This window comes from Thermophilibacter mediterraneus, assembly GCF_900119385.1.
Classification (GTDB): domain Bacteria; phylum Actinomycetota; class Coriobacteriia; order Coriobacteriales; family Atopobiaceae; genus Thermophilibacter; species Thermophilibacter mediterraneus.
This window is the reverse complement of record NZ_FPKO01000009.1, coordinates 469,427-484,276: the sequence shown is the minus strand read 5'-3', so window position 1 is coordinate 484,276 and position 14,850 is coordinate 469,427. Positions and strand designations below refer to the sequence as shown.

The 14,850-nt window shown below is 69.4% G+C and carries 14 protein-coding genes; 10 read left to right on the top strand and 4 right to left on the bottom strand.

Annotation, left to right across the window (positions count from 1 at the left end; all coding sequences use genetic code 11):
• The first annotated feature begins 36 nt into the window (after positions 1-36).
• The 4 genes from ftsH to BQ7106_RS07040 all read left to right on the top strand — a co-directional run bounded on the left by ftsH (position 37) and on the right by BQ7106_RS07040 (position 4,753).
• Complete coding sequence (gene ftsH, locus BQ7106_RS07055; protein WP_072375423.1) at positions 37-1,938, top strand: ATP-dependent zinc metalloprotease FtsH; 1,902 nt, start codon at positions 37-39, stop codon at positions 1,936-1,938.
• A 282-nt stretch (positions 1,939-2,220) separates the two neighbouring features.
• The gene (locus BQ7106_RS07050; protein ID WP_072373513.1) at positions 2,221-2,571 is read left to right on the top strand and encodes a hypothetical protein; all 351 of its coding nucleotides are present in this window, start codon (positions 2,221-2,223) and stop codon (positions 2,569-2,571) included.
• Positions 2,572-2,687: 116 nt separating this feature from the next.
• The gene (locus tag BQ7106_RS07045; protein ID WP_072373507.1) at positions 2,688-3,872 is read left to right on the top strand and encodes a pyridoxal phosphate-dependent aminotransferase; all 1,185 of its coding nucleotides are present in this window, start codon (positions 2,688-2,690) and stop codon (positions 3,870-3,872) included.
• A gap of 53 nt (positions 3,873-3,925) precedes the next feature.
• The gene (locus tag BQ7106_RS07040) at positions 3,926-4,753 is read left to right on the top strand and encodes a phosphatase (protein WP_072373504.1); all 828 of its coding nucleotides are present in this window, start codon (positions 3,926-3,928) and stop codon (positions 4,751-4,753) included.
• Positions 4,754-4,796: 43 nt separating this feature from the next.
• Here the strand turns inward: BQ7106_RS07040 and BQ7106_RS07035 are convergent, their stop codons facing one another.
• Both BQ7106_RS07035 and BQ7106_RS07030 read right to left on the bottom strand, forming a co-directional pair.
• A complete protein-coding gene (locus BQ7106_RS07035) occupies positions 4,797-5,576 on the bottom strand; it encodes an exodeoxyribonuclease III (RefSeq protein ID WP_072373501.1) in 780 nt (259 codons plus the stop codon).
• A 66-nt stretch (positions 5,577-5,642) separates the two neighbouring features.
• A complete protein-coding gene (locus tag BQ7106_RS07030) occupies positions 5,643-6,596 on the bottom strand; it encodes a patatin-like phospholipase family protein (RefSeq protein ID WP_072373497.1) in 954 nt (317 codons plus the stop codon).
• A gap of 216 nt (positions 6,597-6,812) precedes the next feature.
• Here BQ7106_RS07030 and BQ7106_RS07025 point away from each other — a divergent pair, with 216 nt between their 5' ends.
• The 3 genes from BQ7106_RS07025 (at position 6,813) to BQ7106_RS07015 (ending at position 9,625) form a co-directional block, all read left to right on the top strand.
• Positions 6,813-7,550, top strand: coding sequence for an NAD-dependent protein deacylase (locus BQ7106_RS07025; RefSeq protein WP_072373494.1), 738 nt, complete (start codon positions 6,813-6,815; stop codon positions 7,548-7,550).
• 87 nt (positions 7,551-7,637) lie between these two features.
• On the top strand, positions 7,638-9,110 hold the full coding sequence (gene folP / locus BQ7106_RS07020; RefSeq protein ID WP_072375420.1) for a dihydropteroate synthase: 1,473 nt from the start codon (positions 7,638-7,640) through the stop codon (positions 9,108-9,110).
• Positions 9,101-9,625, top strand: a complete 525-nt coding sequence (locus tag BQ7106_RS07015) for a hypothetical protein (RefSeq protein WP_072373491.1) — start codon at positions 9,101-9,103, stop codon at positions 9,623-9,625. The genes folP and BQ7106_RS07015 overlap by 10 nt, the downstream gene beginning before the upstream one ends.
• Positions 9,626-9,643: 18 nt before the next feature.
• Here BQ7106_RS07015 and BQ7106_RS07010 read toward each other — a convergent pair whose 3' ends face one another.
• A complete protein-coding gene (locus BQ7106_RS07010; protein WP_072373488.1) occupies positions 9,644-10,423 on the bottom strand; it encodes a type III pantothenate kinase in 780 nt (259 codons plus the stop codon).
• Between the two features lie 181 nt (positions 10,424-10,604).
• Here BQ7106_RS07010 and rpmE point away from each other — a divergent pair, with 181 nt between their 5' ends.
• Positions 10,605-11,015, top strand: coding sequence for a 50S ribosomal protein L31 (gene rpmE, locus BQ7106_RS07005; RefSeq protein ID WP_072373485.1), 411 nt, complete (start codon positions 10,605-10,607; stop codon positions 11,013-11,015).
• Positions 11,016-11,136: 121 nt separating this feature from the next.
• Here rpmE and BQ7106_RS07000 read toward each other — a convergent pair whose 3' ends face one another.
• Positions 11,137-12,552 (bottom strand): hypothetical protein, encoded by a 1,416-nt coding sequence (locus BQ7106_RS07000; RefSeq protein ID WP_072373482.1) that lies wholly within the window; start codon positions 12,550-12,552, stop codon positions 11,137-11,139.
• A gap of 247 nt (positions 12,553-12,799) precedes the next feature.
• Between BQ7106_RS07000 and prfA the strand changes: the two genes are divergently transcribed.
• Together prfA and prmC are read left to right on the top strand one after the other, a co-directional pair.
• Complete coding sequence (gene prfA / locus BQ7106_RS06995) at positions 12,800-13,864, top strand: peptide chain release factor 1 (RefSeq protein WP_072373479.1); 1,065 nt, start codon at positions 12,800-12,802, stop codon at positions 13,862-13,864.
• A 71-nt stretch (positions 13,865-13,935) separates the two neighbouring features.
• On the top strand, positions 13,936-14,850 hold the full coding sequence (gene prmC, locus BQ7106_RS11085; RefSeq protein WP_072373477.1) for a peptide chain release factor N(5)-glutamine methyltransferase: 915 nt from the start codon (positions 13,936-13,938) through the stop codon (positions 14,848-14,850).

Here is a 14,850-nt window from a genome sequence, read left to right as displayed (position 1 = left end):
GAGGAGCAGCACGTGCCAAACAACGACATCTCGCCCATGGGGCCCGGCGGACGCCCCCGCCCCTCTGTGATCTCGACCCTCATCGTGGTCGCCCTGGTCGTCTACCTGATCTTCTCGGCGGGCACGGGCGGCCTCGGTCGCGGCTCCGAGACCGACGCCCTCGCGACCAACGAGTTCGTGACCGCGCTCAAGGACGATCGCGTGGCGAACGTCACCTACAAGACCGACGACGGGAGCGTCTCGGGCTCGTACTGGAGGGAGGGCGGCGAGAAGGGCGACGAGTCCAAGCTCGTCGACTTCACGAGCGTCTACGTCGGCGCGGACTCGCTTGCCGAGCTCATGGCCGACCACCCCGCGGTCACCTACAGAATCGACACGAGTGACTCGAGCATGCTCGAGACCGTTCTCGTCTCGGTGGTCCCCACGCTGCTGCTCGTCGGGGTCTTCGTCTACTACATGAGCCGCATGTCCAACCAGAACGACAAGACGATGTCGTTTGCCAAGACCCGCGCGCTCACCTCGGAGGCCGAGCGTCCCAAGGTGACGTTTGCCGACGTGGCGGGCATCGACGAGGCGGTCGAGGAGCTCCAGGAGGTGCGCGACTTCCTCTCCGACCCCGATCGCTACCACAGGATGGGCGCCCGCATACCTCGCGGCGTGCTGCTCGTGGGCCCTCCGGGAACGGGCAAGACGCTGCTCGCCAAGGCCGTCGCCGGGGAGGCGGGCGTCCCGTTCTTCTCGATCTCCGGATCCGACTTCGTCGAGATGTTCGTGGGCGTGGGCGCCTCGCGCGTGCGCGACCTCTTCAAGCAGGCGAAGGAGGCGGCGCCCTGCATCGTCTTCATCGACGAGATCGACGCCGTCGGCCGTCAGCGCGGCGCGGGTCTCGGCGGCGGGCACGACGAGCGGGAGCAGACCCTCAACCAGCTCCTCGTCGAGATGGACGGCTTCGAGGACAACTCCTCGGTCATCCTGATCGCGGCGACCAACCGACCCGACATCCTCGACCCGGCGCTGCTGCGCCCCGGCCGCTTCGACCGGAGGGTGACGGTCGACCGTCCTGACGTGCGCGGGCGCGAGCAGATCCTGCGCGTCCACGCGGAGGGGAAGCCGATGGCAGCCGATGTCGACTTCGCGCGCCTCGCGAGGGTCACGCCGGGGTTCACGGGCGCCGACCTCGCGAACCTCGTCAACGAGGCCGCGCTTCTCGCCGCCCGTCGCCGTCGCCCGACCATCGGGGGCGACGAGGTTGAGGAGGCTATGGAGCGCGTGATGGCGGGTCCCGAGCGAAAGAGCCGCGTCATCACCGAGGGAGAGCGCCGCGTCATCGCCTACCACGAGTCCGGTCACGCGCTCGTCGGCCACGTCCTCGAGAACTCGGACCCCATCCACAAGATCTCGATCGTGAGCCGCGGCCAGGCGCTCGGCTACACGATGCAGGTTCCTGAGGAGGACCACTTCCTCGAGACGCGCGACGGCATGCTCGACCAGATCGCGGTGCTGCTCGCGGGGCGCACGGCCGAGGAGCTCTTCTGCGACGACGTCACCACTGGCGCGTCCAACGACCTCGAGCGGGCCACCAAGCTCGCGCGGACCATGGTCACGCGTTACGGCATGAGCGAGGAGCTCGGAGCGCAGGTCTTCGGCGAGGCGCAGCACGAGGTCTTTCTTGGGCGCGACTACGCCGACCACCAGGACTACTCCGCAGAGACCGCCAAGCGCATTGATGACGAGGTCGAGCGCATCATGCGTGAGGGGCACGACCGCGCGCGGCAGGTGCTCGAGACGCGCGGCGAGCAGATGGTCACCATGGCGCACGTGCTGCTCGAGCGCGAGACCGTCGAGGGGGAGGCCGTCGTCGCGCTGCTCGACGGCAGGTGGGACGAGTACGTCCGCAACGAGTCGTCGCGCGACGATGCCCCTGCGCAAGAAAACTGATAGAGGCATTGGTTATGTGGTAATCGTGAACGTTTTACCAGCGGTTACGTCACCTTGCCCACAATAGTGATGAGGGGATTCATCACTTTTCCTCGCATGTTCGAGAAGTGCGCCGTCAGGGTTGGTGCCCTGACGGCGCACTTGTCTGCACTGGTCAAATAATCTGCAGGTCAGAGGCCATGCGAGATGCTCTCGCAACGTTTCCGGGTGCTAGCGTGAACGCACGACCCCGGGGGCGGAAACGCTTCGCCCCGCTCAAGGCGGACGGGAGGAGCCCGCTCGATGGCGCGCAAGGTGAAGTACAAGATCTCCTTCTCGATAAACGAGACGGAGCGGACGGTCCTTCGCTGCCTGCGCGACTGCACGAGCGCCCGGGGCGAGCGCGTCGTCATCACGGCGGAGGCGCTCTCACGCCGCGTCAAGAAGAGCACGGTCACCGTTCGCCGCTCGTGTGCTTCGCTCGCGAGGACCGGTCTCATCTCCGCGTACGAGACGGCGCGCGACGACGGGGGACGCTCGGCGAACGCCTACGTCATCACCGACATCGGCTGGATGGTGCTCGACGGCGAAGGGTCGATGCGCCCCCTCGCCCCCTCAGAGGCGCGTGGCTCCTCGACGTCGCCCTCAAGGTGACCGCCCTTCTGTGAACGCTTCGCTCGCAACTTGCGGGCCTGCCCGAGCGCGTTGCCATGCGCGGGTACAATGGCTGCAGCAAGCTGCGAGCGGCCGTGCCGCGGGAGGGAAGGGCCATGTCCATCAACGAGAAGAGCCGTGCCTACGGTGCCCAGAAGTCGTCCATCCGAGAGATTTCCGCGTACGCGGCGGCACGTAAGGCCGAGATCGGCGCGGAGCGCGTCTACGACTTCTCCCTCGGCAACCCCTCCGTCCCCGCACCCGACGCCGTGCGCGCCTCCATCGAGCGCAGCCTTGCGCTCCCAGCGTCCCAGCTGCACGGCTACACCCCTGCTGCGGGCCTTCCCGCCGCTCGTGAGGCCGTTGCGGCGAGCCTGCGCCGCCGCTTCGGCGACGCCGCGGCCGAGGCGGGCGACATCTACCTGACCTGCGGCGCGGCGGCGTCGCTCTCGATCACGTTCAACGCCATCGTCAATCCCGGCGACGAGGTCGTCGTGATCGCGCCGTACTTCCCCGAGTACCGCGTGTGGATCGAGACCTCGGGCGCCACCTGCGTCGAGGTCCTCGCGGACCAGCGGACGTTCCAGATTGACGTGGACGCCCTTGCGGCGGCTCTCACCGAGCGGACCAAGGCCGTGGTGGTCAACTCGCCCAACAACCCCGTGGGATCCGTCTACTCCCGCTCCAACCTGACCGCCCTCGCGCAGGCCCTGCACGAGGCGGAGCGGAGGTTCGGAACCGCGATCTACCTCGTCTCCGACGAGCCGTATCGCGAGATCGCCTATGGCGCGGAGGTCCCGTGGGTGCCCTCGCTCTACGACCGCACCATCGTCTGCTACAGCTACTCCAAGAGCCTCTCGCTCCCCGGCGAGCGCATCGGGTGGGTCCTCGTGCCGCCCACCAACCCCGAGCACGACGAGCTCGTTCTCGCAGTTGCGGGGTCTGGTCGAAAGCTTGGCTTCGTCTGCGCGCCGGCGCTCTTCCAGCGCGTGCTCATGGACTGCGTCGACTGCCCGAGCGACGTCGAGGCCTACGCGCGCAACCGTCGCGCCCTCACCGAGGGCCTCGCGCGGATCGGCTATGAGTTCATCGAGCCCGAGGGTGCCTTCTACCTGTGGGTCAAGGCGCTCGAGCCGGATGCCGAGGCGTTCTTCGAGCGCGCAAAGGGCTTCGAGCTGCTGCCCGTCCCCTCCACGTCGTTTGGCTGCCCGGGCTGGGTGCGCGTGGGCTACTGCGTCTCCTACGAGACCATCGTGAGCTCCCTGCCCGCCTGGGAGCAGCTCGCCGCGACCTATAGGTGATTCATGGGGGCAGCGCCCCTTGGCCCCCATTGGATCATGTGAGGGAGAAACGCATGCTGCAGAACCGCTGCGACGTCCATACGCACACGCTCTACTCGCGCCACGCCTACTCGACGGTGCGCGAGAACGTGCTCGCCGCCCGCGACGCGGGCCTCGAGCTCCTGGGCGTGACGGACCACTTCAGCGACATGCTCTTCCCCGGCACCGACCTCTCGCACGGCAGTCTGCGCGACTACCAGCACTTCGTCAACATGCGCGTCTGGCCCCGGTCCTGGGAGGGGGTCCGCCTGCTCCGTGGGGCCGAGTCCGACATACGCTCGCTCGACGGGGGGCTCTTCGGGCAGGAGATCGAGGTCGCGGAGGACATCACGGGCCGTCCGGCGCGCTCCCCCTCGACGCTCTACGACCGCGTCGTCGCATCGTGTGACTACGTGATCGCGAGCGTGCACTATAAGGGCTTCGCGGACGGCGCCTCCGTCTCGCAGACCACGCAGATGTACCTTGCCGCGCTCGGGCAGCCCAAGGTCCTCGTGCTCGGACATACCGGTCGCGCCGGCGTGCCGTTCGACGTCAGGGAGGTCGTGGGCGAGGCGGCGCGGCTGGGCAAGATCATCGAGATCAATGAGCATAGCCTCGAGACGGCTCGTCGCGAGGGGAGGACCTGGTCGAGCTGCCGCTCCATTGCGGAGGCGTGCGCGGAGCTGGGGTGTCAGGTGGCGGTGAGCACCGACGCGCACATCTGCTCCGCGGTCGGCCGCGCCCCGAGGGCCCTCGCGATGCTCGAGGAGATCGGGTTCCCGCAGGAGCTCGTCGCGACCCGGTCTGCGGAGGCGTTCCTCGCCGCCATGGAGGGCGCCGGCCTCCCCGTCTCGGGGCTCTAGCCGAGGTGTCCCTCGCCCCGACCCCGCCGCCGGGACGTGGCGCCTAGAGCCTGATCGTGAGCTCGACGGGGCAGTGGTCCGAACCGTACACCTCCGAGAGGATGGACGCGCCGGTCACGCGGTCGGCGACGTCGTCGCTGACGAGGAAGTAGTCGATGCGCCAGCCGGCGTTGTTCCTGCGCGCGTTGAAGCGGTAGCTCCACCAGCTGTAGGCTCCGGTGACGTCGGGATGCAGCATGCGGAAGGTGTCGGTGAAGCCCGCCTCGAGGAGCCGGGTGAAGCTCGCGCGCTCCTCGTCGGAGAAGCCGGCGTTGCCTCGGTTGGGGCCGGGGTTCTTGAGGTCGATCTCGTTGTGGGCGACGTTGAAGTCCCCGCACGTGACCACGGGCTTCTGCGCCGCGAGCCCGGCGAGGAACTCGCGGTAGCACTCGTCCCACGCCAGGCGCGTGTCTATGCGGGCGAGCTCGTTCTGTGCGTTGGGCGTGTAGACGTCCACGAACCAGTAGGAGGGGAACTCGAGCGCGCACACGCGCCCCTCGTCGTCGGCCTCGGGCGCGCCGATGTGGTGAATCGCTCGCAGGGGCTCCTCGCGGGAGAAGACGGCGGTGCCCGAGTAGCCCTTGCGCTCGGCGTAGCTCCACGTCTGGTGGTAGCCGGGCAGGTCAAGGTCGATCTGCCCCTCCTGGAGCTTGGTCTCCTGGATGGCAAAGACGTCGGCGTCGGTCGCCTCGACGACGTCGACGAAGCTCGGGTCCTTCTTCATGACGGCGCGCAGGCCGTTGACGTTCCAGGAAACGAGTCGCAGCTCTCTGGGCTCGGGCATGGGAGTCTCCTCTCGGGGCGGTTGCTCAGCCAAGTGTAGCCGCTGCGCCGCGTACCAGCCAGACGCCTATCCCAGCGTGATGTAGCCCGTCCCCTCGTCGGGGTCGCTCGGGCACGGCCCGGCGTCGGGCGAGCCGAACAGGAACTCACGAATGCGCGGGAGCTCGCGCAGATACTGGGCGTGGCCGGCGTCGTAGGCCGCCGCGAGCTTGCGGGGGTTGACGGTGGAGCTCTCCACGGGCATCTCGTCGGGGTAGATGATGAGCGCGCGCCCCTCGGCGGCAAGCTCCTCGACGTGGTCGATCGCGGCGTTGTAGCGCTCCCATCGGGTGAGCAGCGCGTTCCTGAGATAGGGGTAGTCCCTGGAGACGGCCTGGAACATGCGGCGCTCGCGTGCGGTCGGCTCCTGCTTGCGGTAGCCTCGCGGGCGCGTGGCCACGAAGAGGAAGCGCTCCATGCCGTCGTCCTCCGCCATGCACACGGGGATGCCCGCGCCCGCTCCGAGGCCCCCGTCCAGAAGGACCCGTCCGTCGACGGCGAGCGGCTTCATCATGCCGGGCAGGGTGGAGCTGGTGCGCACCAGGTCGATCATGCGCATGGGGTCGGTCATGTCCTCTCGGCCAAAGCGTACCGTCTTGCCGGTGTCGCGCTCGAAGGCCTGGATGCGCAGGCGCGCGGGGTTGGCGGAGAACGTCTCCCAGTCGAACGTGAGCGTCCCGTCGCGGAGCGCCCCCTCGTAGAGGGAATCGGCGTCGAAGTAGCCCCGGCCGCGCAGCACCGAGCGCATGCCGACGAGCCCCCTGGCGGCACCGTCGGTCATGAAGGCCTCCCGGACGCGGGTGCGGTCACGCGAGAGGTAGTTGACGGAGTTGCTCGCCCCGGCGGAGAGCCCGCAGACGTAGTCGAAGTAGATGCCCTGCTCGAGCAGCACGTTGGCGAACGCGCAGGTGTAGCTTGCCCGGTACCCGCCCCCCTCGAAGACGAGGGCGCAGTCGAACACGTTGCTGGACAGTGGCTCCATGGCTTGCCTCCCTCACGTTCGCGCGGCGCTCGCCGGACGCCGCGCGAAGGCACATTGCGCATAAGCCTGTTTCTTCCCCAAACCGCCATCCGCGAACCCTTCCCGACGGATTCTCCAGATATGGGGGCTGGTTCGGCCAGGCCCTAGCGCTCCGCGAGGGCTACGATTGCTATGGGGGCGGCCCGCCCCCGTGGTCGCGCCGAGGGAAGGGGAGCCATGTCACGTACCGTCACCGATCCCGCCGAGGCGGCGGGGGAGCTCGCGGAGCGCTTCTCGCGGGCGAGAAGCGCGGTGTTCTTCGGCGGCGCCGGAGTCTCGACGGCAAGCGGCATCCCCGACTTCCGCAGCGCCGATGGCCTCTATCACCAGCGCTTCGCCTACCCGCCCGAGACGATGCTCAGCCACAGCTTCTTTGTCGCGCACACCGAGGAGTTCTTCGACTTCTATCGCGAGCGGATGGTCTGCCTGACCGCCCGCCCCAACCGCGCCCACCTGAGGCTCTCGGAGCTCGAGCGCGAGGGGCATCTCGCCGCCGTGGTCACCCAGAACATCGACGGGCTCCACCAGGCGGCGGGGTCGCGTGAGGTCTTAGAGCTCCACGGGTCGGTCCATCGCAACGTCTGCCAGGCCTGCGGAGCAACCTACTCGGCGGAGTGGGTCATGGGGACCGAGGGAGTTCCCCGTTGCGAGAAGTGCGGCGGCCTCGTGAAGCCCGACGTCGTGCTCTACGAGGAGCAGCTCGACGAGCGCGTCCTTATCGCCAGCGTGAGGGCGATCTCGGCGGCAGACCTGCTCGTCATCGGGGGGACGTCGCTCGTCGTCTACCCCGCCGCCGGCCTGGTGAACTACTACGGGGGTTCGGAGTTGGTGGTCGTCAACCGGGACCCCACGCCCGCGGATGCGGGGGCGGACCTCGTCTGCGCCTGCGACATAGCCGCGGCGTTCGACTTCTGACGGGCGTCGCCCGGAGCCCGCGCGCGGCGCGGACGGTCTCGCACCGGGTACAATGGAGCGATGGACAAGAACCTGGAGGGAGCGGTCATGCTTCGAGAGAACTATGGCACCTGGCACTGCGGGGCGTTCGAGATTTCGCTCGCGCGCCCGCGCATCATGGGCATCCTCAACGTGACCCCGGACTCCTTCTCGGACGGTGGGGAGAACCTCGACCATGCGGCCGCCATCGCCCGCGGCCTCGAGATGCTCGACGAGGGCGCCGACATCATCGACGTGGGCGGTGAGTCCACGCGCCCGGGCCATACGCCGGTCGACTCGAGGGTCGAGGCGGAGCGCATCGTGCCGGTGGTGCGCGCCCTCGTCGACGCCGGCGCGATCGTCTCGGTGGACACGCGTCACGCCGACGTCGCCCGCATGTGCGTCCGGCTCGGCGCCGCCATCGTGAACGACGTCTCGGGCTTCACCGACCCCAAGATGGTCGAGGTTGCGGCGGACACCTCGTGCGGCTGCATCGTCATGCACTGGAACCGAGGCGGCCTGGGCACGCGCGCCCCGCGCCGCCAGGTCACGCTCGACGAGTCGCGTCCCACCGGCAGCGCGCTGCCGCGCCCCGTCCTGTCGCAGCGCCGCTTCACCCTGCCCGAGGAGGCACCCATCATGCGGCAGGTCATGGGGTTTCTGGGCGACCAGGCCCGCACGCTCATGCGCGCGGGGGTGAGCCATGACCGCATCTGCATGGATCCGGGCGCGGGCTTCGACAAGTTTGCCGACGAGGACGTGGTCATCCAGCGCGCCACGCGCTCCATGGCCTCGATGGGGTACCCGCTCGCCTGCGCCGTCTCGCGCAAGCGCTTCGTGGGGGCAGTCTCCGGCGTGGCCGACGCCGCCGCCCGCGACGCGGCGACGGCGGGCGTCTGCATCTCAGCCATCGAGAACGGCGCCCGCATACTGCGGGTCCATGACGTCGCCGGCGTCTCGCAGGCCGTCAACGCCTATTGGGCCGCCTCGCACAAGGACGCGCGCCAGGGCTTCGTGAGCCTGGGATCCAACGTGGGCAACCGCGTGGGCAACCTCGCCCGCGCCGTGCAGCTCATCGACGAGATCCCCCTCACCTGCGTGGTCAGCGTGAGCCACGCCTACGAGACCGAGCCCGCCTACGGCATCGCCACGCCGGTGGCCAACGCCGTGGCGGAGATCAGAAGCGAGCTCCACCCGCTCGTTCTTCTTGGTAAGCTCCTCGAGGTGGAAAACGAGCTCGGTAGGATTCGCGAGAAGGCCGCCGAGGCCGCCGCGCCTGCCGTCGGCGCCAAGAAGAGGCCCGGAAACGGCCCGCGCACCATCGACTGCGACCTCGCGTGGGTCGAGGGAGAGCGTCACGCGGGCTCGCGCCTCACGCTGCCGCACCCCCGCCTCGGCGAGCGCGACTACGTGATCGTGCCCATGGAGGACCTCATGCACGATCCCGAGCGCTTCCTCGCCCACGCCGGGGTGAGCGTGCTCCCGCGCGAGGAGCGCGTCGGTCACGTGACCGCCGACCTGGGGGAGATCGCATGGGAGTAGCCGGGACCTCCCTCACGCTGCGGCCGAGCGTGCCCATGGGCTTCGTGACCGGCGTCCCCTACGTGTGCGCCCTGGCGCTCGCCCACGAGCTCGGCGCGCGCGTGGCCTGGCCGCACGAGGTGGTGACGGGGGCGGGCGACGAGCTCGTGTCCGTCGAGGCTCGGGCGGGCTACGACGACGAGGGCGTCTTCGTTCGCTGCGACCTCACGTGGGAGGGCGAGAGGAACCTCGATGCCGCGGCCATCGAGCGGGCGGTCCTTGACGGGATCGGCGCCTGGGAGGGGGCGTATGCCGCCGGCCGCGGTTCCGCCGGCCCCCTGGCGTCCGTCTTGGGCGACTACTTTGATGTGCTTCTCGGCATGGGGGAGCGCGTGGAGGTCGTGCGCGGCGGCCGCGTGATCGGTCGCGGGGCGCTGGCCGGCGTTGACGTGTGGGGTCGGGCCACGGTGCGCCTCGAGGACGCCGCCCAGGAGCTGGAGATCGCCCCCGAGCAGGCGCTGCTGAGGCGCGTGTAGCGGGCGGCCCCGGCGCCTCTACGCGCGCCCCTGACCCCAGAGCCAGATCTCGCGGATGCCGCGCAGGGTGAGGTCCGGGTCGATGGCGTCGAAGAGGCTCGTGGCGCGGGCGACCGTGCGCGCGAGGCCTCCTGTTCCCACCACCGTGGCGCGCGGTCCGCCGAGCTCCGCCTGGATGCGGGCCACGAGCCCCTCGGCCTGGGCCGCCGCACCGATGACGAGGCCCGACTGGAGCGCGGCCTCGGTCCCGTCGCCAAGCGCGCGCTCCGGCGCCTCGATGGGGACGCTTGCGAGCTTGGCCGCTCGCGCGAAGAGGGCGTTCGCGGAGAGCATGAGGCCCGGCGAGATCGCGCCGCCGCGATAGGCCCCCGCGGCATCGACGACGTCGATGTTGGTTGCCGTGCCAAAGTCCACCACGATGACTGGCGCCCCGTAGGTCGCGCGCGCCGCGATGGCGTTGGCGATGCGGTCCGCGCCGACCTGGCGCGGGTCGGGCATGGCGACCCTCATGCCATAGCCCCTGCCGGCGCTCACGACAAGGGGCTCGTGACCGAGGTGCTGCCCAAGGCAGCGCCTCCACGACCTCTCGAGGGCGGGGACCACGCTGGCGACCCCGGCCTCGCTCACGCACCCGAGCTCGAGCCCGTCCTTCATGAAGAAGCCCCAGAGGCGGGAGTGCAGCATGTCGGAGGTGTCCGTGGCGTCCGTGGACATGCGCCAGCCGTGCACGAGCGTTCCGCCGTCGTCAAAGAGACCGAGCGTGGACTGCGTGTTGCCAACGTCGATGGCAAGAAACATGGGGCCTCCCCGAGGTTTTACGCCTGCGGCGGCGCGTACTTCTCGCCCCATATTACGCGCAAATCTTCACAGACGCCTCACAGTCTTTCTGATATAGTCATACGGCTATTGTGTCTTGGTCGGAACCAAGACGAACCCCCGCTCTGGTCGGAAACCAGGGCCGAAGAAGAGGAGTCCTGCCATGAAGCAAGGTATCCACCCCGACTACGTGGAGTGCACCGTCCGCTGCACCTGCGGCAACACCTGGAAGACCCGCTCCACCAAGAAGGAGATCGTGGTCGACCTGTGCGACAAGTGCCACCCGTTCTATACCGGCCAGCAGAAGCTCGTCGACACCGGCGGTCGCGTCCAGCGCTTCGCCGACAAGTTTGGTGGCGCCGCTGCCGCCCAGCTCAAGAAGGCCGAGGAGGCCAAGGCCGCCCGTGCCGCCAAGGCTGCTGAGGAGGCCGCTGCCAAGAAGGCCGCCAAGGAGGCCAAGGCCGCCGAGAAGGCCAAGCGTGCCGCCGAGTACGCCAAGAAGGCCGAGGCCGAGGCTGCTGCCGCCCCCGCCGCCGAGGCTCCCGCCGAGCCGGAGGCCACCGAGGCCGAGTAGCGCCCGCATCACGCGTCACGAGCGCCCCGCCCCTCGCTTCGAGGTGCGGGGCGCTCCTTGTTTTAGGCCGCGGGCGCCGGGCACGCACCGATTCGCCCCCGCCCGGACGCCCGCCGCAATGCTACGTCGCACGCGAGAGGCTGAAGGTGTCCGTGTAGGTGATCGTCCTCTCGTAGGGGATGAAGATGATCGACCCCGTGGTCGAGTAGGACGTCGTCACCTCCACCGTGGCCGCGGACGGACGGTCCTTCTCGCCAAGGCGAATGACGACGGAGACCACCCCGCCCACGTCCTCCGGCAGCGTTCCCTCGAGGACGAGCGCCCCGTCGGAGTCGTCGGTGAGCGTCGCCGTGAGCGGGACCTCAGAGAAGGAGAGGTCCCCCTGGCAGCTCTGCGCGTCCTGCGCGGGGTGGTCGTGGTAGTGCGCGACGCTGGAGACGACCCCCGTCACCTGCGTGACCCCCGCCTCGGTGACGGAGGACTCCACCACGAGCGTCAGCCCCTCCTCGCGTGCTGCGAGGCACTTCGTGCCGTCGGTCTCCTGGCTGACGAACGTTCCCAGCCAGGTGCCCGTCAGAGGCTCGAGGCTCCTCGCCTTGGCCCCGTCGGCGACCTCGAGCTCCTCGATCTCCCATTGACCGCTCGAGGTGCGGAAGGAGAGGGTGACGCTCATGTGGCAGCTGTACGTCTCGAAGGTTCCGGGGCGCGTGAGGGTGAGCTCGGCGAAGCAGGTCGCGGTCTCGGGGTCGTGGGTGTAGGAGTCGACGCTCAGGTCGGAGGTCGCGTAGAGCTGCGAGAGCGTGGTGCCCCCGTCGTCCCCCTCCGCGGCGAGCTTCCCGTCCGCTCGGGCGAGCAGCGCGCCCTTGCCGGAGGACAGCTTCTCCGGATCGATTCCGTCGTGCTCCTCCCAGGAGACGCGGACGTCTCTCGGCTCGCCGTCGGCATGCCAGGAGCCGTTCACGCGGGAGTAGTCGATCTCTGCCGCCTGCCGCGCGGAGACGCTCTCGCCCTCGTAGGTGACGAGCACGTCCGCGACGGCGCGCCCCTCTCCGTCACCCGGCCTCACCGAGCGGACCTCGACGTCGCGCCGCACGATGATGTCGTCCCACCCGAAGCTTCCGGGGTCGTACGCAGGGGTTGCGAGCAGCTCCCGCGCGTCGCGCTCGACGAGCTCCCGGGAGGGGAGGCCGGGCGTCGAGGTGATGACGAGGGCGATGCCCGTCACGAGCGCGAGGACGGCGAGCGCCGTGAGCCCCGCCGCGACGCGATGCCTCCGGACGAGCCCGACGAGCGCTGCGGCCCGCTCGGTCGCGGACGGGCGCGAGCTCGTCTCGCCCGCGTCTCGCTCCCCTGCGTCCTCGCCCGCGCGCGACGGCGCCTCGCCCACGGCCGGCCTGCGCTCGGTCGTGCCGGGGTGCGACGTGCCGTCTCGGAGCGTGGCCGTCTCGCCCGCGAGGGTCTCGTCGGGCAGCTGCCCGCGCTCCGGACCCGCTGTCGCCCCCGTCTCCGTGCGCCCGCTCTCAAGCTCGTCTGGCATCGTGGCACCTCCCTGTTTCGCGTCCCTAGTGTCTCACAACGCGCGTGCGGTTCGCGCCCGTGGCCGCTCGCGTGGACTTTGCGCGAACGGCCGTCGCGGCTCTTGGTTCGGGGTAAGATAAGAGGGTTAATTCGACTGGCTCCGAGGAGGCTTCGTGTATCCGAGGTTTGACATGCTCTAGCTGCGCCCGGGGCCCGCGCCCCCCATCACGCATGCCCGGCCACACGACCCCATAAGGAGAACTACCGTGCGAGACAAGCTCACCAAGATCATTCAGGCATACGAGGAGCTCGAGAAGAAGCTCATGGACCCCGCCGTCGTCTCCGACCCCAAGGAGTACGCGCGCCTTGCCAAGGAGCACGCGAGCCAGGCGGAGCTCGTGGCGAAGGCCCGTGAGTACTTGGGCGCCCTCGATGACATCGAGGCGGCCAAGGAGATGCTGCACGAGGCGGACGCCGAGGAGAAGGCGATGCTGCAGGAGGACATCTCCGGAAACGAGGCCAAGCTCCCGGCCCTCGAGGAGGACATCAAGTTCCTGCTCATTCCGGCCGACCCCAACGATGAGAAGGACACCATCGTCGAGATCCGCGCCGGCGTCGGCGGAGACGAGGCCGCCATCTTCGCGGGCGACCTGTACAAGATGTACCAGCGCTTCTGCGAGGGTCGCGGCTGGAAGATCCAGGTGCTCTCCTCGAGCCCCTCCGAGGCGGGCGGATTCAAGACCATCGAGTTCAAGGTCTCCGGCGACAAGGTCTACTCCGTGCTCAAGTACGAGTCCGGCGTCCATCGCGTCCAGCGCATCCCCAAGACCGAGAGCCAGGGTCGCATCCAGACCTCGACCGCGACCGTGGCGGTGCTTCCCGAGGCCGACGAGATCGACATCCAGATCGAGCAGTCGGACCTGCGCATCGACACCTACTGCGCCTCCGGCCCCGGCGGCCAGTGCGTCAACACCACCTACTCGGCGGTGCGCATCACCCACCTGCCCACCAATACCGTGGTCCAGTCCCAGGACCAGCGATCCCAGATCCAGAACCGCGAGGTCTGCATGCAGATGCTGCGCGCCCGACTCTATGAGATGGAGCTCGAGCGCCAGCAGGCCGAGCAGGGCGCCGAGCGCCTCTCCCAGATCGGGCACGGAAACCGCTCGGAGAAGATTCGCACCTACAACCAGCCGCAGGACCGCGTGACCGACCACCGCATCGGCTTCAACGGAACCTACAACGGCGTGCTGCTCGGCGACTCGCTCTCCTCGGTGATCGAGGCGCTCGCCGCCGCGGAGCGCGCGGAGAAGCTCGCGCAGGCGGTGTAGCGGCCCCGGCCGCGGGCGCCCGCGCCCCGCATGGGCTATGATGCGGTTCCGGAGCGGGGCGAGGGGAGACCATGGCACAGGAGCAACTCTGGACGATCAAGCGCGTCCTCGACTGGACGAGCGGCTATCTTGAGCGCAGGGGCGACGAGCACCCGCGTCTCTCGGCCGAGTGGCTGCTCGCCAACGTGTGCGGCCTCTCTCGCGTCGAGCTCTACGTTAACTTTGACAAGCCGCTCGAGCAGGCCGAGCTGACGGCCATGCACGCCGCCATCGAGCGCCGTGCCGCGGGCGAGCCCCTTCAGTACGTGACCGGCGAGATGCCCTTCCGGCACATCGTCCTGCGCTGCGAGCGCGGGGTGCTCATTCCGCGGCCCGAGACGGAGGTCCTGGTGGACGCCGCCCTCGAGGGCGTCGACGCCGCCGTCTCGCGCAGGGGCGGCGATGTCGTGGGGGAGCGCGCCGTGCGGGTGCTCGAGGTAGGCACCGGCACGGGCTGCGTTGCCCTCTCGATCGCCTCCGAGCGCCCCGGGACCCTCGTCACGGCAACCGACCTCTCCGATCGCGCCATCAGGCTCGCCGCGCGCAACCGCGAGGCGCTCGGTCTCGAGGATGCCGTCGAGCTCGTCGAATGCGACCTTGCGTCGGGGGTCGACCCTGCGCTCATGGGGTCCTTCTCCGTGCTCGTTTCCAACCCGCCCTACATTCCCACGAGGGTGCTGCGCGAGGAGGTCCCCGCCGAGGTCGTCGACTACGAGCCAAAGCTCGCCCTCGACGGCGGCCCGGACGGGCTCGACGTGTTCCGGCGCCTGCTCGAGCTCTCCGCGACCGCGCTCGAGCCCGGCGGCACGCTCGCCGTTGAGCTCTACGAGGGCTCCCTCGACGATGCCGCCGCGCTCGCCGGGGCACAGGGCGGATGGGCGTCCGTCGAGGTGCGCGAGGACCTCACGCGCAGGCCGCGCGTCCTCGTCTGCGCGAGGGAGGGCTAG